The sequence below is a fragment of the Lysobacterales bacterium genome, assembly GCA_014946745.1.
Lineage (GTDB): Bacteria > Pseudomonadota > Gammaproteobacteria > Xanthomonadales > Xanthomonadaceae > Aquimonas.
The window spans coordinates 575,500-598,111 of the sequence record JADCRD010000002.1 but is presented as its reverse complement, the minus strand read 5'-3'; the positions used below and the strand labels follow the sequence as shown (position 1 = coordinate 598,111).

Here is a 22,612-nt window from a genome sequence, read left to right as displayed (position 1 = left end):
CAGCAACACCAAGGGGCACCACGCTATGAAGGCACTCATCATCGATGAGCCCTGGATCTCACGCATTCTCGAAGGCCGGAAGACCTGGGAGTTGCGCAGCCGCAGCACCGAGAACCGCGGGCGCTTCGCCCTGATCCGCGAGGGCAGCGGCCAAGTCGTCGGAGTGGCAGAGCTGGCCGGCTGCCGAGGCCCCCTGAGCCTCGCCGAGCTGCGCGAGAACTCTGCGCGTCACACCATTCCGATTGAGCGCTACGAGAGCGGCGAGCTGATCAAATGGAACGTGGCCTGGGAGCTCAGGAATGCGCGTCCCCTGTCGCGGCCCGTCCCCTATGAACACCCTTCGGGCGCCGTGATCTGGGTGCAGCTGAGCACCGCGGAAACCATGGCCGTGGAGGCCGCCCTCGAGGGCATCGATATCCAGCTGCCGACGGCCCCTGCTGCAAGTGTGCAGCGCGTCGTCAGCCCGCCGATGCGTCCCACGGCACAGGCGACCAACCGAGCCTTCGAACTGTCACCCCAGACACTGCTGCCGGTGGCGCGCGACGGCACCTGCTTCCACCCGGGCCTGATCCGCAGCGGTGAGTTCACCGTGGGCGAAAAGGGCGAGGAACAGCGCTACGACAGTTTCACTGAAGCGCTGCAGGCCCTGCGGCGGATGAGCGTGCCGCGCTGGCGCCGACCGAACGAGCAGGGCAACTGGGGCATCGTCAGCGGCATCCGCTGGGCTTCGGCTGCTGAGTTGGGGCTGGCAGCCTGAGCCTCACGGTCCCGGTCCTTCAGAAACGACATCAAGATCAAGAGTACGAACACTCATGTCCGAATTTCTCTCGCACATAGTCGACAGCTGGCTGATGCTCGCGTTGACCGTCATCTGCGTGCTTCTGTTGGTTGATTTCTTGAATCGATACATGGGCAGGGGTGTTGTCCTGCTTCGCCAGCTCAAGCATCTCGCCGGAGAGGTGTCCGCGCTCGATGTGCGTGCGCAGGATGGGCTGCGTGATCGACTCGCTAAGCTGTTCATGGATTCGAAATTTGCTCACGCTTGGAGCGAATTCGAGGAGACCCTCCACGATCAGCGAAAGCTGGTGAACGGACGCATGCAGACGGTGGCGGTCCGAGCAACTGCCCCAGCGGAAAGCTTTCTGCACGTGGACTCGGTTATTGATCCGGTAATCCACACGGAGTACTTCAAACATCTGCCTGGCATCTTTACGGGCCTTGGCATCATTGGAACCTTCGTGGGATTGATCTCCGGCTTGATGGCGTTTGAGCCGACCGGCGATGCAAATCAGCTCAAGGATTCTCTGGGTCCTTTGTTCACGCACGTGCAGAACGCTTTCTTCTTTTCTGCGACGGCCATCGGCTTGGCAATGGCTGTGACCGTCGTGGAAAAGATCCTCTTCGCGGCCTGCACCTACAGATTGGGACGGCTTACAGAGGCGCTCGATCGTCTTTTCCGCGCGGGCGTCGGCGAAGACTACCTGTCGGATCTCGTTCGCGCCTCGCAGGACAACGCAACCCAGACGCGCCAGCTCAAGGAGAGCCTGGTGGAAGACTTGAAGGCCATGCTGACCAATCTGTCCGACGCGCAGGTAGGAGCAACCCAGCAGATGGCAGCGGACATCGGTCGCAGCATCGAGGGCAGCCTGAAAGAGCCTTTGGCTCACATCGCTGACACGGTGCGCCAGGCCAGTGGCCAGCAGACGTCGGCGGCCTCCCATGCGTTGGAATCCCTGATGAGCGCCTTCATCGCGCAGATGAAGGAAACCGTCGGAGGGCAGCTGGGCGATATGGGGCAGCTGCTGCAGCAGACCACGGCATCGCTGTCGACAGTCGAGTCCACCCTGCGCGCTCTGGTTGGCGACATGCGCGCCAGCAACGCCGAAGCCTCGGAGGAACTGCGCGCGGCGGTGAACAGCCTGCTCAGCTCGATCGCGAGCCAGCAGCGTGAGCACAGCACTGCGGCTGCCGAGGGCATGCAGCAGCTGCTGGCGGGTGTCGACGGTGCAGTCAGACGCATCGAAGAGCGTCAGCAGGCGCTGGCCGAACAGCTGACCGAGTCGATGGAGCGCGTGACCGCCGCCATGGAGGGTCGGATCGCGACCCTGGCCGACAGCAATCGCGAAGTTACAGGTGCGACGCAAGAGGCAGTGACAGCCTTTGGCAAGGTCTCGCTGGAAGCGATCGAGGGCATGCAGCAGAGCGCTCGGTCCATGAGCGAAGCAGGAGCCGCCGCTGCGCGCAGCCTGGAGGGGATGGGGCGTGTTTTGGAGCGTCTGGACAGTCTGCACGCCTCGTTGACCGCGACCACTCAGCGTATGAACGAGTCCGCCACGGTGCTGGGCTCCACCAGCAACACTCTGTCCACGGGGGTGCGCAGTCTGGAGAGCGCTTCCAGCAAGCTCGAGAGCGTGGCGCGCTCTGCGGCGACAGAAGCCGAAACCCGCTCCGCCCTGCTGCGCGAGCTGAGCAGTCTGCAGTCCGAAGCGCAGAAGGCCGCTCTGGAGTTCGCGGCGCTGGCGGAGGACGCACGAGGAGGCCTGTCGCAGTCGGTTGAGGACTTCGCAGGCAATCTCAGCAAGACCATGGCCCTCCATCTGGGCGAGTACCAGAAGCAGCTTGGTGCCGCGATCAGCATGCTGAAGAGCGCATTCGAGGATCTGGCTGCCGTCGCGTCCGAGGGAGGCCGCTGAGCATGTTCGGCTTGCTCGGAGCCCGCAAGAAGAAGGCCAAGGGGGAGGGTGAAAAGCCCTTCTGGATCTCTTATGCCGACCTCATGACGGCCATGATGACCCTGTTCCTAGCAGCTATGGCCGCGACGATGGTGGCTATCTCCAGCGAACGTGCTCGAGAGAAGAGCTTGGGCGAAAAGCGCGACGATGCCATTCGGTCCATATGCAGCCAGCTGAAAGTCGGCTTGGGGGGGCACACATCGATAGAGATCGATTGTGAAGATCACCGTATTCGGTTCGGCGAGGTGGGGCGCTTCGCCCAGAACGATTACAGGCTTCCCCCTGAAGCCAATCAGGTCTTGGCTGAGCTCGTGCCCAAGGTTCTCGCCACTGCGGACAGCGAGGAGGGGAAGCGCTGGCTGAAGCAGGTGGTGATCGAAGGCTTCACCGATACCGATGGCTCCTATCTCTACAACCTCCACCTGAGCCTGCAACGTTCGCAGTGGGTGATGTGCCTTCTGCTTGACCGCCGCAAGAACGCGGCGCTCTCGCTCACTGAAGCCCAGCTTCAGCGCGTGCGCCAGCTGTTCCTCGCGGGTGGTGTGTCCTTCAACGATGCGAAGGAGAGCAAGGACGAAAGCCGGCGTGTCGAGATGCGGCTGGAGTTCCGCCCACTGGAGGAGCAGGACAACGTCCCACCGCCGATCGACTTTGCCTCGCGCGATGACGATGTCTGCATGCTGTCATGAACGCCATCCAGCAGCTCCAGACCCGCTTGAACGCCATCCTCCTCGGAATCGCTCCGGGTGGTCGCGACGCCCCGGATATGCATGCCCTGCAACGTGCAGTCGAAGAGGTGCGCAAGCGTGTCGGCGAACGCACAGGCGTACTCGCATCCACGGATCGAGTTGAGCGCGCGGCGTCCCAGCTTCTTGGTAGCCGTGAGTCGCCCACCCGTGGCCAAGCGTTCCTGTTGGCGCATGCCTTCAGCATCAAGCTGAAGAGCCTTGGCGGACGATCTGCGCTTGAGCACGAAGAGGTCGGTGGGCGTCTTCTCGCGTATTGGGAGGCGCAGGCTAGAAACGGGCAGTTGCGGCCCTCCCACTGGCGCGGCCTGTTCTTCTCGTTCCTACAGGCCGACGCCGGGGATATTGAACGTCTTCGCGGCCTGCTCAAGCACGCTCTGCCGCAGATTGAGCGAGCCTCGTCGACGCGCCCCGACTGGTTGGAGAACGTGCTGCGCCATCAGCGTTTGCTTTCGCGAGCCCCGACCCTCGAGTACGCGCAGGCGTTTGTCGTCGGCAACACCGAGGAGCTGAAGGATCTGCAGGCCACGGTGGAGATTCCGCCTGCGAGCTGGCTGTGGGTGGACCTCATCCGCTCGATTGGCGAGTGCGTCGGGCGGATGGATCTGGAGGCGCTGCAGCGTCGACTGCCCGACCTGCTGCAATTTGCCGAGCGGACGCCCGGCGCGGTCAATCCCTTGCTGGCAGCCTGCTTGCAACGGCTAGCACAGCTGGATAGCAGTCGACGCAACGAGGCGCTACTGCAGGCTTCGCTCAAGCATTGGGGTAGCCCCCAACTCCTGCGCAACCAGCTGTGGACGCAGGTCTCAACGGCCACCAAGCAGATGGTGTGCGGCTGGCTGGCCCAGGAGGACCTTGAGGACTTCTACAGGCTCTGCAAGGACGAGAAGGAAGTCGACGACCGCCGTCTGAAGTTCTGGCTGCGCTTCAAGCAGCAGATGACCTACACGATGATCCTGCTCGGACCAGATCTACGCAGCAGTCGTGCGCGAGATGTGCACGAGTTCATCAAGCGCAAAGGTGATCGCTTGGGCGACTTGACCAAGACTTCCGGCAGCAACAACGCCATCCTGATGTGTATCGGCGGATGGCTGTTCGTCGAGTTCAGCCAGACTGGCAACGCCTGCTACGCCTTCAAGTTGGACAAGCACAAGGTCGAACTCGGCAGGCGCGTCTATCAGCATGCTGATCTGAGGCGCGACGATCACGACCTTCGCTTGCTCCATACAGATAGAAGGGGCGGGTGGGAGGAGAGCTTCCTGAATGACCTTGAACGGGTGGGAATCCAGACGGATGAGCCGGGGGTCCGCCAAGGATCTTCAGGTGAAGTGCGTACGACAGGTCCATCAACAAGGGTCGCTGCCTCGCGTACCCGGCCCGCCAGAAGGGAGGAAGAAGAACCCTTCCGAGCCGGTTGGGCAGTAAGTCCCGACAAGATCGTTGTGCAGCTGAGCAAGCAGGGTTTCAAGATCAGTGATCGGCGCCCGCAAGGTGGGACGGTATGGGTGCTCGATGATGAGGTGGGCGATAGAGCGCACGAGCTGCGTCGTCTCGGTATGCGCTACAAGCAAGGCAAAGGCTACTACCTGTGATCGGATTTCCATGGAAAAAGCCGGCGGCTGTGAACGTGGAGCCCAGCTTTTCCACAGCTGGAATTCAGTGGGCTCTGCCCAAGGACCAAGTACGAGCTGTGCCTGCGTTGGCTGCAGCTGCGCGCTATCTGGAGCTGCTCGTTGCGGAAGGCCTCGCCAACGGGTCCGTCGGCGGCCATGGAATGGCGTGGACGCAGCTGTATCGACTGCTGGATGAGCCTGACCATCAGGGCGGTCTTCGCCTGCTGTCTCTGCCGGCCGTGGGCGACTGGGTCCCGCGTTTGGCGTCCAGCGGCACACCCTCGGATGCCGACTTCTCGGTCTGGATCGATGAGTGGATTTCTGGGGCAAAGCCGGGAGCCCGTGCGAGTCTCGTTGGCGGCTTGATCGAGGTCGCGGGGGATCGCTTCTTGCTGGGTGCCGCCCAATGGGCGCTGTGTGAGGCACTTGAGGAGTTCCAGCAGCGCAGCCCATCGCTGGAACCGGCGCAGCGGATGTATGCCCTGGGTGTGGTGCAGGCCCGAGCGGAGCATGCCGGCGCTCTGCTGGACGACTACTTGTCGCGCACGCGCGTGCTTTCGCCAGGGCGGGTGCAGCTCACCTTTGACCGCTCGCAGGCGTTGGGCGACCCCGTGGTGGAGTTGAAGCCCGGCTTCGACAACGGACCTGAGGGCTTTCTCAGGGCGTTCGATCGATATTCGAAGGTGCAGGAGCGCTATGACGTGCCCACCGCTGACGGTGGCCTGGTCCACGTGGCGCCGAATGAAGCTGCCCGCGCAGCTCTATCTGCCATCAAGGCCATCCCGGGACGGCGAGTTGCCTCGGACGAAGCGCGCCTGTTCCTGCACAACCCCTTTGCTGTGCTCGGCGATGAGGCGCGTGACGCTATCGACGAGGATCAGCTGATCCAGGCGCGTGCGGAGGCTCGGCTGCTGGGCTATCGCCTTGAGGTCTGGAGTGAGGAGTCAGGAACTCGGCATGTTCGCTTTGTCCCTGCGGGCGACAGCGACGTCAGCGAAGACGAAGCACTTGATGTGTCGCTGGCTGAGCGATTGCTGCAGGCAGCCGAGCGATCGAGGGCCAAGGGTCTGCCGCTGTTCTCGGTGGACGGCCGAGAGGTCGAGCTGACGCCGGCCTCCGAAGCTGCGCTGTCCGAAATCGCCGAGTGGCTTGCTCAGCGCCCGATGGCCCAGCTCGCAAGCGGGTTTGATGCCTTCTTCCGCCTGGATGACTACAGCGAGCGCGTAATCGGATTCGACCAAGCTGCGCCACAGGTCGTGCCCTACATCGCGAAGAAAAGCGCGGATCAAGGTTGGCTCCCTGACAATATTGAGCGCGGTGTCGCGGTGCCTGATGCCTCAGGCGTCGGGTTCCAACGGATCGAGCTTGGTGAGCAGGAGCGCGAAGAGCTGCAGCAGCGGGTCATCCAAGCGCGCGCCGCCGGGCAGGCTCAGGTGTCCCTGCCAGGCCATGAGCATGTCAGGCTTCCCACCGAGTATGCGGAGCGACTGCTGGTCGAGGTGCCTGTCGATGGCCCAGCCATGGGGCGGCCGGCCAGTCCTCGCAGCGCAGAAAAGCCCAAGCCTTCGACGCGTCGCGCCGCTTTGCGCATCCTGCATAACCTCGATGCCCTGGATTACGGCTCTCCGCCGTCGGATGCCGCTGGTCCTTCACCGAGTCACTCCGCTGAGCCGCCGAAGGCGCTGCGCGAAGAAATCCGCTTGCTGCCGCACCAGCTTCAAGGCCTTGCTTGGATGCAGGCCCGCTTGCGCGCGCGGGAGACCGGCATCGAAGGCTGTCTGCTCGCCGACGACATGGGGCTGGGCAAGACCCTGCAGTCCTTGGCGCTGATGGCGTGGTACCACGAGTCACATGTTCCTGCCCGTCCATGCCTGGTGGTGGCGCCGGTCTCCCTGCTGCAGAACTGGCGCGCCGAAGTGCGCAAGTTTCTGACATGGTCTGATGATGACGTGCTGAGCCTCTACGGCGATGATATCGCCAGTTGCCGCATGCCACCGGCCCAGATTCCGGAAGAGCTGCGAAACGCTGGGGTTCGCAAGCTGCTTCGGCAAGGGTTCGAGTCTGGTCGGAAGCTGGTCCTGACGACGTACGAAACGCTGCGGGATCTGGAGCTGTCAATCGCGCGCGTGCACTGGGGCGTGGTGGTCTGCGACGAAGCGCAGAAGATCAAGAATCCGGCGGCCTTCGTGACCCAGGCGGCAAAGGCGCTACACGCAGACTTTCGAATCGCATGCACCGGCACACCGGTGGAAAACTCACTCGCCGACCTATGGTGTCTGTTCGACTTTTTTCAGCCGGGTAGCTTGAGCTCGCTGGCTGATTTTACGCGCTCCTACCGTCGCGCGATCGAGACGCGAGCGGAAGGACATGAGCAGCTGGTTGAGCAGCTGCGTCGCGGAATCGATCCCTGGGTCCTGCGCCGCATGAAGTCGGACGTTACCCGCGATTTGCCTCGCAAGTTGGACCCCGAACACCCCGAGACAGACCCAAACGGTCAGCGCCTTCGCATGTCGACCCCTCAAGCGCGGCTGTATGAGGAGGCTGTCACCCAGTACCGCACGGCACGCGAGGAGGGGGGGCAGGGTAATCGGATCCTTGCGTTGCTGCAGCGACTTCGGACCATTTGCGCTCATCCTGCTGCCGAGCTTCGCTCGGATCACGAAACTTTGAGCCTGCGCGAGCACCTGCAGCTCTCCCCGAAGCTGGCCTGGCTCGTGCACCGCCTTGAGGAGATCCGAGCGCGTGGCGACAAGGCCATCGTCTTCTCGGAGTTCCGCGACGTCCAGCGGCTGATCCAGCGAGCCGTGAGTGAGGTCTTCGCGATCGACGCGCCGATCATCAACGGCAGCACGTCTGTTGATGCAGAGATCGACCATTCGCGTCAACGGATCATCGACCGCTTCCAGGCTCGCGAGGGGTTTGGAGTGCTGGTGCTCTCGACCACCGCGGTGGGCTTCGGCGTCAACATCCAGGCCGCGAACCACGTCATCCATTTCACCCGGCCTTGGAATCCGGCCAAGGAAGACCAGGCGACGGACCGCGCTTTCCGCATCGGTCAGACCAAGGACGTCTACGTCTACTGCCCCACGATGGTGGGAGACGGGTACGAGACCTTCGAGCAGCGCTTGGATGCACTGCTAGGGCGCAAGCGCTCGCTCTCGCGCGACATGCTGGCCGGTGTGCAGGAGATCGGTGTTGAGGAGTTTGATGGGATTTGAGCGCGGCCCAAGGCAGAGAGGGAAAGCATTGGCACGCGCGAGGGACCCGCAGCACTGAAGCCTGTGCCTATTCGTGCCTCGGGCGACGAGCCCTTCCAGTGTTGTCTCAGGCCTTCAATGCGACGATCGGAAGGTAACGGCGCTACCGTCGGAGCGTTGATGCTCTGGCTCTTCAGTCGCCGATGGCGCAGCCTTTGCGCTTGCCATCGGCGCCGTTACCCGCATCAGGATGTCGCGGGCCGTGGCCCAGTCGATCCCGTCGTTTGCAGCCTGAAAAGCTCGTGCCGCCAAGGCCGCGACTCGCGTACTCCGGCCGACGTCGAGCTGCACCGCGGCCTTGCGCTCGCTCCCTTCGCTCATGCTGAGGTAGAGGTGCCTGCCTTGATGCTGCAGCTTCAACCATTTGTTGCGCTGCGGCCCATGATGGCCGAATTCAACGGCTGGCAGCAGGTTCAAGAACACGCACAGGAGCTGCGGGAGCTCATCCTCAGTGAGGTAGAAGACGAGCTTGTTGTCCCAGTCGTATCGGTTGGGCAGGGTAGGATGCTTGCTCGTCATCTCGATCTTCAACGCGGGTCGAACTTCGCCGGTCTGGTCGTCAGCTTCACGTGTGGTCAGTTCGAAACACGCGGCCGCGCGTGCGGTTACGGTCTTTCCAGTACGCACCTGGTTGTAGACGTGGACCGTCTGGAATCGCCTCGGTGGCTGGCTGGACTTTAGACGACCTGCGCCGAACTCTGAGCGCTGCGGCGAGCTCTCGTGCATCGCCTGCGCACTCGAGACTGCTGCCGGAGCGGGGCGTCGAGACCGCGCTGGCCGCGGTCCGAGAAAATGGTCGCTCGGATTCATCGATCGAGTGCTTTTGTTCGTGTCTGGTTGCACCTGTTTGGCATGCGCTTGGGGCTGTGGGCGGTCCTCGCTGAACTGCAGCACCAAGCTCGGTTGCGATTCTGCTGTCTGCGGAAGCGCGTCGGCGAATCGAGATGAAGGAAGCTTGGCCCCCGCTTTAAAGAGCGACTGCATCAAAGCCGCCGCGTTGCCGCGCTCAGCAGAAACCAGAGCGTCCAGGTAGCTTCTGATCCCTGAGGCTTTCATCGCTCCTCGGACTACATCTGCCGCGAGGTCCCTGCGCCCGATCGCTAGTGCCGTTCGCTTCGTGAAGTAGCACTGGAGAGCATTCAGCAGTCCGCTTCTGTCGCCAGCATTCACAGCCGCCTTGATGCGTCGAGGACCCGCCGACGCGACCACCTGCCGGATGAGATGGTCGTCCAACGGCATGCGGATCAGGTCGCGGAAGCCGTCCAAGAATGCAGTTGTCGCAGCCACTTGATTCCCGGCCATGCTTCTCTCCTTCAGGGGCATGCTGGTGCCTTGATCGTCGTCTCCAGCCCTCGGGTCGACACCAATGGCTTCAACACTTTTGCAGCAGAGCGGATGCCTGCAACTTACGGAGGATTCTTGGCGCCGGGCGGCACCCAGCTTGGGTTACGCGAGCTGCCTCGCCATGTCCTTGAACACCCCACCCACGATCAGCCGCAGCTGGCGATGTTCTCCTGGATGGCGAACCGGTTCCTCGCCAAGTTCGAGGCGAGCGAGCATCTCAGCCGCTGCGTTGCGTAGCGCTTGCAGCAGGTTGTCGAGGTGTTCGCCGGTGAGCTTGGGCGGCAGGCCCAGGGCTTCGCCGAAGTCCAGCACGTCGGTGCGCCGTAGTTCGCCGAAGCAGCGCGCAGCGCCCATCCTCACCGACAGTTCGGCCGCGCCCCAGGCGCCGGGTGCTGCGTAGCTGGTGGTCGAGAGCAGGTCGTAGTGGGGCGCAAGCGTGATGCCCTTGGCATCGACATGGAAGGACAGGTTCTTCAAATGCGCATCGCCATTGCCGATGAGTGCGTTGAACAGGCTCCAGCGCAGCAGGGTGAGGCGGGTGCGCGCCTTCTCGCGACACAGTGAGATCAGTCGCCCCAGGGTTTCCGGCGTGGACTGCTGATACTTGAATACTCGATCCAGCGACAGCAGTTGGCAGGCATCCAGCACGTGGCGGCGCTGCACGTGCGGCCATTCCCCTTCACGGTCGAAGCGGGCGACGGCGTACACGGGCTCGGGCACGTAGCGCAGGAAGACATCCGGCACCGGCAGGCCGACGACCTTGGCGAGCCGCATGCAGAACCACTCGTTCGCCGCCGTGTGCGGGTACTGCTCCACCTGCACGTGGTCGGGCTTGAGGATGACGGTCGACGGCGCTGCGCCGATGGGCTCGTGAAGATCTTTGCCCAGCAGTACCGCGGGCAGTTTGTGCTGGGCGCCCGCCATCGACATGCGCTTCGGCGCCTGGCCGCTAAGGGATTCCCGCGGCAGGGCGCGGATGCGGCGCGAGAGCTCGGCGTCGGGCAGCGGCTGCAGGCCTGCGGCAGCGGGGGTGGCGTCGGCCGGCAGCAAGGTGAGCGCGCCGGCGGACTCCGCGCCGTAGTAGGTCAAAAGCCCGAAGGCATCGGCCTGCGGCAGCCGCGCCTCCTGCGCCAGCAGTTCCCGCGCGCCCTCCTCGGGCAGAAGGTTGTCGAAGAACCACTGCACCGGGCGCTGCGATCCGCCGTCTTCGATGCGCCCCTGCACGCGCGGCAGAGCCGGCGACAGGTCGAAGCCATCGGTAGCCTGGCGCCAGGTTTCGCCATAGCTCAGCGACCAGTGCGAGCCCGCGTCATCCAGCACCGCCACGGGCCGCTCCCGGTACCAGACCTGCAGGGATCGCTGCGCCCCGTCCATCAGTCGGAACCCTCGGCGTCCGGGGCAGACAAGCGCAACTCAAGACCCAGCTCGTCGAGCAGGCGCAGCACGCGACCCAACTGGACGCTGGGCTTGCCCCTCTCGACGTCGCCCACGAACACGTGGCTGGCGCCGATGATGGCGGCCAGATCGGTCTGGCGCAGACCCTGCCGCTTGCGCTGATCGCGGATCAGGCGGCCCAGGTCTTCGGCGGTGCGGATGGCGCGATCCATGGCGGGATCCCTGAGTGGGTTTAGTTTTCGGCGTGCAGAGGGCGGTCTGCAGCAGAAACTAAGCCATGTTCGAGGGGGAGTAAATCTAAATTCAGGCTTAGATTGAGCGGGCTCGGTGCAGTGTTTGCCGAAAATCTAAGCTGGACCTTAGCTGGCAGGGCGTCGCTCATCCAAAGCGGGGCGGGGCTGATCCTTGAGTCGGCCCCTACCCGTCAATGGGCCGAAGTCTGGCCCCGCCGGTTCCCCGGTGTGCCCGTCAGCGGTCCTTTGGGTTCGCATGTTTCCTTTGTTTCGTTTGGGTGCCAGTCTCTCCATCCACCTCTCCGAAGGGGCAAGGCCATGAATGCCGCGATCACCACGCAGCTTCCGTCTCAGCTGCCAACTGAGCAGGAAGCCCGCCTTGCCGGTGAGAGCAGCCGCCGGCTGGCAGCCTGCATTGGTGTTGGCGCTGCGGCTCGGCTGCGGGTAATCGATGGCGACCGGGAGATCGAAGTGCCGGCGTCAGCGCTGCGGATGCTGGTCGACATCCTGGCGCACATGGCGCGCGGCAATGCGGTCAGCATCGTGCCCATCCATGCCGAGCTGACCACACAGGAGGCGGCAGACTTCCTCAACGTCTCCGGGCCGTTCCTGATGGGGCTGCTGGAAGCGGGTGAGCCGCCCTTCCGCAAGGTCGGAACCCATCGGCGCGTGATGTTCACGGATCTGATGGAGTACCGCGCCCGCTCGCAGGTCAACCGCAAGGCAGCGCTGGATGAGCTGGCCGACGACGCACAAGAGCTCGGCTTGGGCTACTGAGCGTGGCGAACTCAAAGGCACGCTGCACCGACGAGATCCACGACGAGTGGGTCGGCAGCCTGTTGCGCGATAGGTCGGACATCCAGGAGCGGCAGCTGCCCCCTACCCGAGAGCATGGCAGGCAATCAGCTCGCTGATTGCAGGGACCCACCTTGATGCCTCGTCGCTTACGCGCATTACGCCTTGGGAGGCTTGCGGCCCTTCCTCACAGCCTTGACGCCTTCGGCAGGCGCTTTCTTCGCAGCCTTGGGCTGCTTGAAGGGCGCGTAGATCCCATCGATAGCCGACGAGGTGGCGATGGTGATCCGCACCACCTGCTTCCGCTGCTCGGCCGTGGCGAGATACTTGTTGGTCTTGGCGAGGCTGGCCATTGCGGCACTCTGGCAGCGAGGACGGACCCTTTCGGAAGAGGCAAGGCCCCGCTCGATCGCGCTCAGGCTTGCACGCGGATCTCGCGAGAGGCGCCGCGGCAGGACCAAAAGCATGCTCGATCTGCCTTCTAAGCAAGTGACTGACTATGCCCACCTACCAACCTCCCTTCCAGCTCCGCCATCGCATCACCGCGTTGGTGGCCGATATCGCCAAGCTGCTTGGCGCTTGGAAGGCCGCGCATCGCGGCGCGCTGGCGCCGGAACTGCGCCGCGACAACCGCATCCGCACGCTGCAGGCCTCGCTGGCGATCGAGCAGAACACCTTGAGCCTGGAGCAGGTGACGGCGGTGCTGGAAGGCAAGGCCGTGCTGGGCTCGCCGCGCGAGATCCAGGAAGTCCGCGACGCCTTTGCGGCCTATGAAGCGATGGAGCGCTGGCAGCCGCACCGGCCGGAGGACCTGCTTGAGGCGCATGCGCTGCTGATGCGCGGGCTGGTGGACAGCCCCGGCCAGCTGCGTGCGGGTGATGTCGGCATCTTTCGCGGCGGGCGGCTGCTGCACATGGCACCACCGGCCAGTCGCGTGCCCGCTCTCATCAAGCAACTGCTGGGCTGGCTGCGCCGCAGCGGTGCGCACCCGCTGGTAGCGTCCACGGCCTTTCACTACGAGTTCGAGTTCATCCACCCCTTCCCGGACGGCAACGGCCGCATGGGGCGGCTGTGGCAGACCCTGATCCTGAGCCGCTGGCAGCCCATGCTGGCTTGGCTGCCGGTGGAAAGCGTTGTGCGCCAGCGGCAGCAGGACTACTACGCAGCGCTGGCGGAGGCAGACGCCCGTAGCGATTGCAGCGGCTTTATCGAGTTCATGCTGCAGGCCATCGCCGACAGCCTGCGCGAGGCAATCGCTGCACAGATGTCGGTAGAAACGTCGGTGGAAATGTCGGTAGAAACCGGCGGCAGCACGCCGGCAAGGCGCCGGGCATCCACCGCCGATCAGGTGCTGCGCCTGCTGCGCGCCCAGCCCGAACTCAGCCTGGCCGATGTCGCGGCAGTGCTTGGCTGCTCCGTGCGCACCGTGGAGCGCGCGGCCGCGAACCTGCAGGCCCAGGCACGGCTCCGTCACTCCGGCCCCCGGAAGGGTGGGCATTGGGAGGTGGTCGAGGCGGAGGGTGCGTGAGTGCCTATCCGCCGCAGCGAATCCGCCAGCAGGGGTTGGTCGGAGTGAGGCCGCCGAGCGGCTCGGCAGGGAAGGTGCGCGGGCGCCCAAGGAAGCGGTTCGCTACTCTGGGTCAGGGACAGCGTTATGCGGCGCGCCGTCATGCGGAAGCGGTGCGCTTCAGGCGCCCTGGACGCAGCCCACATGTGCTCTGAATCGACCATCTGAGGGGCGCGTAGCCACCCAATTCAGGTCCCATTTAGGCCGAAAAAAGTTGGGGATTTCGTGGGGGTAGCAAGCAAATCCGACCCGCCACAAGCCAATTAAATCAATGACCTAAGGCAGCGATTCGAGTCCACCCATAGCCACCACACTCAAGCCCGCGATCCCGCGGGCTTTTTTGTGCCTGGCTTGCGCCGGATCGAGCTCGGTCATTGGCGCCGGTCGCGCTGCGAGCAGCCTGCTTCCGGGCTCACTAGAAGCCACCGCCGGTCCTGCGGCCGCCGCCGCCGAAGCCGCCACCCGATCGGCGTGCGCCGCCGCCGAAACCGTTCGAGCCCGCGCGGCCCCGGCCGCCGACCCCCGACCATGCCCCTGTCTGTGCGCGAACGACGCGGTGGCTCCGTTCCAGGCTGCGCATGATGTCGCCCGGGGTGAGGCGAGCCGAGATCAGATCCAGCACGAGCGCGGGCAGGTCGAGGCCGTCGAATCGCGACTGCTGCCCGGTCCAGCCCCGGCGCAGCGCCTCGGCGCGAAGCTGCTGCATGCGACCGATCGCCAGCGACTGGGCTTCGGCTTCGGCGGCGCGCAGCTGCGCATCTGCCGCCACGCTGAGCAGCTCCGCCTCCACCGCAATGGCCTCGGCGTGTGCCTGGTCGTCGCTGCTGTCGCGGGTATCCGCCACAGCGCGAGCACGCGCAGCCGCGCCCAGCCGGACCAGTTCAGTCACCACCTGGGCGTGCGCGGCGCGTGCGTCCTCGTCGCGTCCTGCCTCGATGGCCGCGATCGAAGCTGCAACGGCCTCGACTTCGGCACTGCGCTCGGCCCACTCGGCACGCCGCTGCGCGAAGGCGATTTCGCGCGCGTCGGCGATGTCGTCCGCGGGGCCGGCCGGAGTCTCGGCAATGGCCTGTTCGGCGGCGTCACTCCAGGCCGCCTCCGCTGCCTGCAGGCGGGCCTCCGCCTGCGCGGTCTCGATGGCCCGCGAGTCGCACGCGCCCACCAGCAGCTGTTCGCGCAGATACACCTCCGCGTATCTCGACGCCTGCGCGGCGAGACGATCGAGCAGGCGGACGAGCCCGAACGCCCCATAGCCGGGGGTGCCGTAGCCCCGCCCGCGCAGGTAGGTATGCACCGGATGGCGAACCTGCTGGACGTATTCGCGCAGACGCAGCTCGGCCTCGGCTTCGGCGCCTGCTGCGCGGTCGTGGGCCTCGTCCGCAGCGGTCACCGCGGCCCGCAGGGCGACGGCGGGTTCGGTCGCGGCAAAGGCTTCCAGCGCGATCGCGCGCAGGCCTTCCGCCTCGTCGCGAGCGGCCTTGGCTGCGGCTTCGGCCTCGCGTTGCGCCGCATCCGCCGCCGCGCAGGCGGCCGTTGTGTTCTGCAGCTCGTCACGCAGAGCGGACACGCGCTGCGCACGCCGCTGCGACACGGTTGCCAGCTGGGCGTCTACCTCACCCAGCGCCGCGAGCGCTTCGCTGCGTGCAGCGGCGGACAGTCGCGCCTCAGCGATGGCGTGCAGCGCAGCGGACAGCCGCTGCTCCAGCGCGCTCCGTTGCTGATGGGTGGCGTCCAGCGCTGCCTGCGCGTGCGCGAGGTTCGCGCGCGCGCGAGTCAGCGCTGAGTCCAGCTCGGCTTCGAGGTCGGGTCCGCGCATCTCACCACTCCGTGATGTAGCCGCCCGCGGACGGCAGGTCGAACTGCAGGCTCAGCGCGCCCGCAGGCTTGCTGCCGACGCTGCGCTGGTCGATGCGGCCGCGCGCGATCTTCTCGCTGCGGTAGCGCTCATAGATCGTTTCCGGCACGCGCACGCCGAAGCGCTCGACCTGGCGCGTGCGCTGGGTTTCTTCGCTTTGGATGGGAACGCTGACCACGGCGCCGCCGGCGTCGAACGCCTCCACCAGCAGGTAGTAGTCACGTGCATCGCGTGCGCCCTCGGTATAGCGCCACACACCGGACTGCGCGCCGGCGCGGTCGATGATCCGCAGATCGAGGCTGCGCGCGATGAATTCCGCCAGTGCGCGCTCCTGCGCCAGCGCTTCGCGCGCTTCCGCGAGCGCGCCCGCGGCGACCGCCGAATCGGTGCGTTGCCGCGCCGCGCTCAGCGCCGAACGCGCTTCGGCATCCGCTTCCGCGGGCTCCGGGCGCTCCGCCAGCTGCGGCAGCCAGGCGGCGAACGCGCGCGTGGCGTCCGCCGCTGTGCGGACCCCTTCGACATCGTTGTTCGCCAACGCGGCATCGATGCGTGCATCGAACACCGCACGCGTCGCGGCGAACTGCTCGGGCCAGTCGAATGCATCCATGCCAGTCAACGCGGCGCTGGCGCTGTGCCAGGCGCCGAGCCGACGCCTCGCGGACTTTGCCCCTGCGAGCGCGTCGGTCACGTGCGCAGAGGACGCACCGGATCGCAGCGCCTGATCGGTGCGCTGCAGCGCCTCGGCGAACTCCCGCGCGGACTCCTGCATCGGCGCCTGCACACGCGGGTGCGGTGTGGCGAACTCCGCTGCGAAGTCGCGCAGGTCCTGCAGTTCGCGCCCCAGCGTCTGCAGCTGTCGCGTTTCGGCCTGGGCGGCGCGCTCGGTGCGAAAGGCCTCGAAGCTGCGCAGGCCCAGGATCGACACCAGGCCCAGCGCAAGCACGAGCGCCAGCGCGGCGAACGGGCGCTGCCAGCGTGCTCGCGAGGTCCACAAGCGGGCCAAAGCCACCGCTGCGCCCCGCGGCTGCGGCGGGCGCCAGTCGTTGCGGTCGTTGACATCCACGGCCCAGGCCACCAGGGCAGGCGCCTGCGGGCTGTCTTCCGGCAGAGCCCGCATCAGCGGCCCGAAGCGCGCCTCGGACGCGTCGCGCGCGGTGAGTTCGGGCAGACCGCCCAAACGACGCGCCAGCGCCGCAAGGTCGGACAGCTGCGATGAGGTGTCCGGCAGCCAGGGCTGGAGGGTCTGCGACATGGACTTCACTCCCGGTGGAGGGACCCGCCCGACGCGAGCGTGCCCCCGACGTGACCGTCTCCGCCGCCGTCGATGCAGGCCAGCGCCGGCAGGCGATTCGAGACGCCCTGGCCGCTCGGAGCTGCCCGCGCGTCAGCGACGGCGCGCGCGGAACAGGCATATCAGTGTTTGATCCCGTGCGACCGAGCGAAGCAAGGGCGTCGCCGCGTCGCCGCGGAACGAGTCCGGACAGGTGCGCGACTCGCGCCTTCTGATCAACCTCAGGATGGAGTTGATCAGGCCTTCCTCAGTCAGCCGGTGACAGCCGCAGCAGTCGCGCCTTGGCGCCGTCGGTCAGCAGCAGTACGCGGCCCTGGGCGTCGACGCGCACGTCGCGCAGGCGTTCGCCGAGGTCGCGCAGCAGCACCTGCTCTTCCTGCACGCGACCATTCGCATCGAGCCGCAGGCGATGCAGCGCGCGGCCAGCGAGGGCGGTGACCAGAAGGTCGTTCTGCCACTGCGCAAAGGCGGCTCCGCGGTAGATCGCGAGCGCGGAAGGGGCGATCGAGGGCGTCCAGCCGTGCACGGGCGCGCGCATGCCGGGGTAGTCGACGAAGGGGCTGATCTGCGCGCCGCTGTAGTCGAGGCCAGCGGTGGCGATCGGCCAGCCGTAGTTCTGACCGGGCTCGATGCGGTTCAGCTCATCGCCGCCGCGCGGGCCGTGTTCGTGCGACCAGAGGGTCCCGCGTGCGGGATCGAAGGCGATGCCCTGCACGTTGCGATGGCCTAGGCTGTAGATCTCGGGCAGGGCGTCGTCGCGGCCGACGAAAGGATTGTCGGCCGGCACACTGCCGTCGGGGTTCACGCGCACGATCTTGCCGAGGTGGCTGCGCAGGTCCTGCGCGGCTTCGCGCAGGCTGAAGCCGTCGCCAAGGGTCAGCAGCAGGCTGCCATCACCGAGCTGGGCCATGCGCCCGCCGAAGTGCGCATCGGTCGGCTTGTCGGGTTGGGCGACAAAGATCTCGCGAAGCTGACTCAAGCCGGCATCGCCCAAGGTTGCGCGCGCGAGGCGCGTGCCGTTGGCCCCGCGACTGCCCGCGGCATAGCTCAAGTACAGCGTGCGATTGGCCGCGAAGTCGCGGTCGGGCAGCACCTCCAGCAGCCCGCCCTGGCCGGCGAAGCGCACCTCGGGCACACCCGACAGCGGGGCTGACAGGCCCGCGGTCGTCCACAGCCGCAGCCGTCCCTCACGCTCGGTGATGAGCAGGCGTCCATCGGGCAGTTCGGCGACCGACGAGGGCAGCGCAAGGCCTTCGGCAAGGGTTTCGATGCGCGGTTCGGCCGCTGCCGAAAGCGTCGGCAGCGCAGCAAGCAGGACGAGCAGCGAGAGCGGACCAGGGCGCATGGGAGCCTTCGCGAAGCACAGGGCGCGCCAGCATAGCGGGGCCGCCGATGGCCGTGAGGTGCAGAGGACGCCGTGCGGGGTACCAGGACGACTCGACGCGGAGCGCACGGATGCCGTACCCCGGCCTCGGAGGCCTGACGCCTGCCCACACGGGTGGAGCGTTGACGCGGCTGCCCTGGGCGACGCACACGCCCGCCCGCCGTGGGCCGGCACAGCTTCAGCAGGCGCGCAGCGGCGAAGGTCGGGTGGCCAGGCCGCGCAGCCACAGCACGGCGAATTCCAGCAGCTCACGTGAGTCCCGCAGGCCGAGCTTCTGCTTGATTCGCGCGCGATAGTGCTCGACGGTCTTGACCGACAGCCCCAGCGCAGCGGCGATCTCGCGGGGGGGCGCGCCTGTGCCAAGGCGCCTGAACACCTCCAGTTCGCGGCCGCTGAGGCCCAGGCCGGTTGCGGGCAGCAGGCTCCGGCGAAGTTCACAGGCGTCCACCGCGCAGCGCGAGGCATGCTGACGTGGGCAGCCCAGCGCGCAATCGAAGGCGAGCCGCAGTGCGGATTCCCCGATCTCGTCGCCGAGGCAGGCGCAGGCGTCCAGCCCTGCAGGCTGCCTTGCGCCCGCGGGCCATGCACCGAACACCAGCACCCGCGGCAACAGCGCTTCAGGGATCGCTTCCTGCGCAAACAGCCCGGCTTCGATCAGCAGCAGCTCAGGCCGCGCCCGCTGGAGTGCCGCCGGTAGCGCTGCAGCCTCGGCGATGGTGTCCACGCGGCCTTCGGGATAGCGGTCGCGCAGCCAGGCCTGCAGGCCCAGGCGTAGCAGCGTCCGCTACACGGCAAGCAGAATTCGCACGGGCGATCCGGGCGGGCAGGAGGCGCAGGTCATCGCGCACCGTACGAAGGAAGCTTCCGCCAGTGTGCGGGCGCGGGCGACGAGAGCGCTTGCGATGGATCACAGTCAGTCTTCGACCAAAGTGGAGTGGCCTCGTCAAGGCCGGTGGTCCTGCGCTGCGGCGTCGCTGCGGACGCCGGATCACGGCGGGAGATCCATCGCCCCTGGGTGCAGGCGGTCGGCTGCTGCCTCGCGTTGGCCTGTCCCAGCCGCGAGATCTTCGCCAAACCCTTCGCGAGTGCGCTGCGTATCGCTGCAGCGGCTTTTACCTTGCCCCGGCCGCCTAGGGGCGCGGCCGGGTCGGGGGCGGCCGCGGCCGCAAGGTCATCGCGCGGTCGAGCCGGCGGCAGGCGGACCGCCGAAGGCCAGCAGCAGGGGGGCCAGCAGCGTGGCGAAGATCGGCCAGTTGAGGTAGCGGAACTCCGCGCTGCCAGAGACGAAGGCCAGCGGCAGCGCATAGGTCAGCGCCGAGGCTGCGACCGCGCCGGCCAGCGCCGCGTGCGGGCGATCGCGCAGAAAGCCCGGCACCGCGGCCAGCCCCGCGCCCAGCGCCAGCAGCAGGTAGAGCCAGCCCCAGAACAGCGGGCCGTCGGTCTGCGCGCGGCCGAAGGCCAGCGCGGCCTCGCGAATCGTGTTCGGTGCCTGTTCGATCGGCGGGTTGTCGCCGAGCGCGACGAAGCCCGGCATCAGCACCTGGTGATCGGGCAGGGCGGCGGGGTCCAAGCCGAACAGCAGCTCGGCCAGGCGCAGCCGATGCGCGAAGTAGGGGCCTGGATGATCGAGCGGCAGTCGCATCCAGGCGTGGCGCAGCTCGGCGATCTGTTCGGGGCTGTACTCGCGGGCGAGCGTCGACACCAGCTTGCCGCTCATCAGCACGGTGGTGTTGGTCCAATCGCTGAAGTGCGGACGCAGATCCTCGACCGTGCCGTCGGGCTGGACGAAATCCGGCGGAAACACCATTCGCCCCTCGGCCAGCGACACCGCCGACATGTCCCAGAGCGCCACTACCGACCACACCGCTTGGGTGCGCTTCACGCCCTCGGCGTGGCTGGGCAGCTGGGCGAGGGCCTGCAGACCCAGCGCCAGCACGATCGCCGGCGGCAGCGCTGCGACCGCGCGCAGCAGGGGGCGCGTGCGCAGCGCCTGCAGCGCGGGCAGCTCGCTGAAGCTGCGCCAGACGATCCACAGCAGCAACGGCGCGGCGCCGGTGATGGCGTTGTGCCGGCAGGCGCAGGCGATCCCCAGCATCAGCACCGCGAGCAGACGGAAGCGCCAGCCCGGATGGCGCAGCTCCAGGCGCAGCATCCATACCGCCAGCGCGAAGGCGCCGAGCATGGGGACGTCCTTCCAGATGTGCGCCGAGACCAGCAGCAGCGGCGGCCACAGGCCGAGCACGGCCACCACCGCCGCGCGCAGGCCATAGTGCGCGTTGAGCCCTGCGGCGATGCCGCCAAGCGCCGTCCACAGCATCGCCTGCTGCAGCAGCAGCTGCGAGGCGGGGCCACTCCACCAGGGCTCGATCCAGGCCCACAGCAGGGTCTGCAGCGGTGGATGCAGGGCATCGAACGCGCCGGTGCGTGCCTGCTGCCACTGGTAGGCCGAATCCCAGCTGAGCCAACCCGGTGCGAAAGTCCAGAAGGCGAACGCGCAGCCCGAAAGCGCCAGCAGCCAAGGCAGCAGGGCCTCGCGCGCGGCGCGGCTCACGGACGGTGCTCGCGGCCGAGATACGCCTCGCTCTGCATCTCGATCAGGCGACTGCAGGTGCGCTCGTACTCATGGCGCAGGCGCTCGCCGACGTAGACCTCGGTGATCGGCACGGCGGCTGCCACCACCAGGTTGACCGCGCGGTCGTAGAACTCGTCGACCAGGTGCACGAAGCGGCGCGCAGCGTTGTCGCGCGTCGAGTCCAGCTGCGGCAGGCCGGACAGCAGCACGGTGTGGAAGTCGCGCGCCAGCTCGATGTAGTCGGCCACCGCCCGCGGGCCTTCGCAGAGTGCTTCGAAGTCGAACCAGACCACGCCCTCGGCCTGGCGCCGGCAAGGAATCACGCGGCCGTTGATCTCGCAGCGCGCGCCGCCGTGCTCGGCCTCGATCGTCAGGCGTTCGAACAGTGCGGCCAACTCGGCTTCGGCGCTGGCGTCGTCGGGCACCAGCCAGGTGCGGCCCTGGCGCAGATTGCGCAGGCGGTAGTCGGTGGCGCTGGCGATCTCGTGGACCACGCAGTGCGCATTCAGCAGCGCGATCGCCGGCAGGAAGCGCTCGCGCTGCAGGCCGTCGCGGTAGAGATTGTCCGGCAGCGTGTTGGAGGTGGTGACAAGGCACACGCCGCGCGCGATCAGGTGCTGCAACAGGCGGCCGAGGATCATCGCGTCGCCGATGTCGACAACAAAGAACTCGTCGAGGCAAAGCAGGCGGATCTGCTCGGCGAGGTCCGCCGCGACCTCGGCGAGTGGGTCCTCGCGCCCGGGCAGGGCGCGCAGGCGCTCGTGCACCTCGGTCATGAAGCGGTGGAAGTGCACGCGGCGCTTGGCGGCGATCGGCAGCTGCTCGTAGAACAGGTCGACCACGAAGGTCTTGCCGCGGCCCACCCCGCCCCACAGGTAGAGTCCGCGCGGCGCGGGCGGTCGGCGGCCGCGCAGGCGATCCAGCAGGCCGGGCTTCGGCGGATCCAGCAGGTCGGCGTGGATGCGCTCCAGTTCGCGCAGCGCGGAAAGCTGCGCCGGGTCCTTCAGCCAGCGCCCCGCGGCCACGCCCGCGAGGTAGGCGCGAATCGGTCCGGCCGCCGCGCTCCCGGCCTGCGCCGTTGCGCTCACGGATTCAGCAGCGGCGGCAGCTGGGCGCGCACGCCGTTCTTGATCGCGCCTCTCAAGTCCATCAGGCGGCGGTGGAAGAAGTGACCGGTGTCAGGCATGCGCACCAGGCTCGGCTTCTCGGGCAGGCTCTCGACCCAGTCGTACACGGCCTGCGGCTCGACCACATCGTCTTCCTCGCCCTGCACCACCAGCCAAGGGCAGGTCGGCGGCAGCACGGCCGAGAAATCCCAGCGCCCGGCCGGTGGTGCGATCGAGATCATCTGCTTCACGGGCAGGTGGCGAGCGCCGAGCAGGGCCACGTAGCTGCCGAAAGAAAAGCCGCACAGCCAGAGTGCGTCTTTCGGGCGCACCTTCTGCACCCACTCGGCCACCGCCAGCAGGTCGAGCGTTTCGCCGCGGCCGTCGTCGTAGACGCCTTCGGAGGCGCCGACGCCGCGGAAGTTGAAGCGCACGGTGCGCAGGCCCAGCTCGCGCAGGCTGCGCTCGGCCATGGTCACGACCTTGTTGTGCATGGTCCCGCTGTGCAGCGGATGCGGGTGGCAGAGGATGGCCGTGCCAGCCCGGGCCAACTCGGGCTCGGGCAGGTCAGTGACGAGCTCCAGCGCGCCGGCTGGGCCGGGCAGGAGGAGTTCGGCGGTGCTGTCCGGGAACTGGGCGGGGGCAGTCACTGCGGTCATCGGCGAGTCACCAGAGAAGGGGATCGGGGCGCCTGCCTGAGCGGCTGCAGCGCCCGGATTCTA

The 22,612-nt window shown here is 66.9% G+C and carries 18 protein-coding genes and 1 pseudogene; 8 read left to right on the top strand and 11 right to left on the bottom strand.

Going from position 1 to position 22,612, the window contains the following annotated elements; all coding sequences use genetic code 11:
* The first annotated feature begins 25 nt into the window (after positions 1-25).
* The 6 genes and pseudogenes from H4O13_14715 (at position 26) to H4O13_14690 (ending at position 8,309) form a co-directional block, all read left to right on the top strand.
* Positions 26-367 (top strand): annotated as a pseudogene (locus H4O13_14715) (ASCH domain-containing protein).
* 156 nt (positions 368-523) lie between these two features.
* A complete protein-coding gene (locus H4O13_14710) occupies positions 524-757 on the top strand; it encodes a hypothetical protein (protein ID MBE5316642.1) in 234 nt (77 codons plus the stop codon).
* A gap of 55 nt (positions 758-812) precedes the next feature.
* Positions 813-2,693: an anti-phage defense ZorAB system ZorA gene (gene zorA / locus H4O13_14705; protein ID MBE5316641.1), complete on the top strand. Its 1,881-nt coding sequence runs from the start codon at positions 813-815 to the stop codon at positions 2,691-2,693.
* Positions 2,694-2,695: 2 nt separating this feature from the next.
* A complete protein-coding gene (locus tag H4O13_14700; protein MBE5316640.1) occupies positions 2,696-3,421 on the top strand; it encodes an OmpA family protein in 726 nt (241 codons plus the stop codon).
* A complete protein-coding gene (locus tag H4O13_14695; protein ID MBE5316639.1) occupies positions 3,418-5,070 on the top strand; it encodes a hypothetical protein in 1,653 nt (550 codons plus the stop codon). The genes H4O13_14700 and H4O13_14695 overlap by 4 nt, the downstream gene beginning before the upstream one ends.
* A 107-nt stretch (positions 5,071-5,177) precedes the next feature.
* Positions 5,178-8,309 (top strand): DEAD/DEAH box helicase, encoded by a 3,132-nt coding sequence (locus H4O13_14690; protein MBE5316638.1) that lies wholly within the window; start codon positions 5,178-5,180, stop codon positions 8,307-8,309.
* A 114-nt stretch (positions 8,310-8,423) separates the two neighbouring features.
* Here the strand turns inward: H4O13_14690 and H4O13_14685 are convergent, their stop codons facing one another.
* From H4O13_14685 to H4O13_14675, 3 genes are all read right to left on the bottom strand, one after another.
* Complete coding sequence (locus tag H4O13_14685) at positions 8,424-9,650, bottom strand: hypothetical protein (protein ID MBE5316637.1); 1,227 nt, start codon at positions 9,648-9,650, stop codon at positions 8,424-8,426.
* A 144-nt stretch (positions 9,651-9,794) separates the two neighbouring features.
* Complete coding sequence (locus H4O13_14680; protein MBE5316636.1) at positions 9,795-11,066, bottom strand: HipA domain-containing protein; 1,272 nt, start codon at positions 11,064-11,066, stop codon at positions 9,795-9,797.
* Positions 11,066-11,299 carry a helix-turn-helix transcriptional regulator gene (locus tag H4O13_14675; GenBank protein ID MBE5316635.1) on the bottom strand — a complete coding sequence of 78 codons (234 nt, stop codon included), beginning with the start codon at positions 11,297-11,299 and terminating at the stop codon, positions 11,066-11,068. The genes H4O13_14680 and H4O13_14675 overlap by 1 nt, the downstream gene beginning before the upstream one ends.
* A 339-nt stretch (positions 11,300-11,638) precedes the next feature.
* On the opposite strand from H4O13_14675, the gene H4O13_14670 reads away from it, so the two are divergent.
* Positions 11,639-12,097 (top strand): excisionase family DNA-binding protein, encoded by a 459-nt coding sequence (locus tag H4O13_14670; GenBank protein MBE5316634.1) that lies wholly within the window; start codon positions 11,639-11,641, stop codon positions 12,095-12,097.
* Between the two features lie 176 nt (positions 12,098-12,273).
* Here H4O13_14670 and H4O13_14665 read toward each other — a convergent pair whose 3' ends face one another.
* The gene (locus H4O13_14665) at positions 12,274-12,468 is read right to left on the bottom strand and encodes a hypothetical protein (protein ID MBE5316633.1); all 195 of its coding nucleotides are present in this window, start codon (positions 12,466-12,468) and stop codon (positions 12,274-12,276) included.
* A gap of 146 nt (positions 12,469-12,614) precedes the next feature.
* Between H4O13_14665 and H4O13_14660 the strand changes: the two genes are divergently transcribed.
* Positions 12,615-13,643 carry a Fic family protein gene (locus tag H4O13_14660; protein MBE5316632.1) on the top strand — a complete coding sequence of 343 codons (1,029 nt, stop codon included), beginning with the start codon at positions 12,615-12,617 and terminating at the stop codon, positions 13,641-13,643.
* Between the two features lie 454 nt (positions 13,644-14,097).
* On the opposite strand, the gene H4O13_14655 is transcribed toward H4O13_14660, so the two are convergent.
* The 7 genes from H4O13_14655 to H4O13_14625 form a co-directional block, all read right to left on the bottom strand.
* Entirely contained in the window at positions 14,098-15,498 is a 1,401-nt protein-coding gene (locus H4O13_14655; protein ID MBE5316631.1) for a hypothetical protein, read from the bottom strand.
* A gap of 1 nt (position 15,499) precedes the next feature.
* Positions 15,500-16,789, bottom strand: coding sequence for a hypothetical protein (locus H4O13_14650; protein MBE5316630.1), 1,290 nt, complete (start codon positions 16,787-16,789; stop codon positions 15,500-15,502).
* A 286-nt stretch (positions 16,790-17,075) separates the two neighbouring features.
* A complete protein-coding gene (locus tag H4O13_14645; protein ID MBE5316629.1) occupies positions 17,076-18,173 on the bottom strand; it encodes a PQQ-dependent sugar dehydrogenase in 1,098 nt (365 codons plus the stop codon).
* A 217-nt stretch (positions 18,174-18,390) separates the two neighbouring features.
* Positions 18,391-18,990, bottom strand: a complete 600-nt coding sequence (locus tag H4O13_14640; GenBank protein ID MBE5316628.1) for a helix-turn-helix transcriptional regulator — start codon at positions 18,988-18,990, stop codon at positions 18,391-18,393.
* 393 nt (positions 18,991-19,383) lie between these two features.
* A complete protein-coding gene (locus H4O13_14635) occupies positions 19,384-20,763 on the bottom strand; it encodes a hypothetical protein (GenBank protein MBE5316627.1) in 1,380 nt (459 codons plus the stop codon).
* Complete coding sequence (locus tag H4O13_14630; protein MBE5316626.1) at positions 20,760-21,872, bottom strand: AFG1 family ATPase; 1,113 nt, start codon at positions 21,870-21,872, stop codon at positions 20,760-20,762. The genes H4O13_14635 and H4O13_14630 overlap by 4 nt, the downstream gene beginning before the upstream one ends.
* Positions 21,869-22,549, bottom strand: coding sequence for an alpha/beta hydrolase (locus tag H4O13_14625; GenBank protein MBE5316625.1), 681 nt, complete (start codon positions 22,547-22,549; stop codon positions 21,869-21,871). The genes H4O13_14630 and H4O13_14625 overlap by 4 nt, the downstream gene beginning before the upstream one ends.
* Between the last annotated feature and the right edge of the window lie 63 nt (positions 22,550-22,612).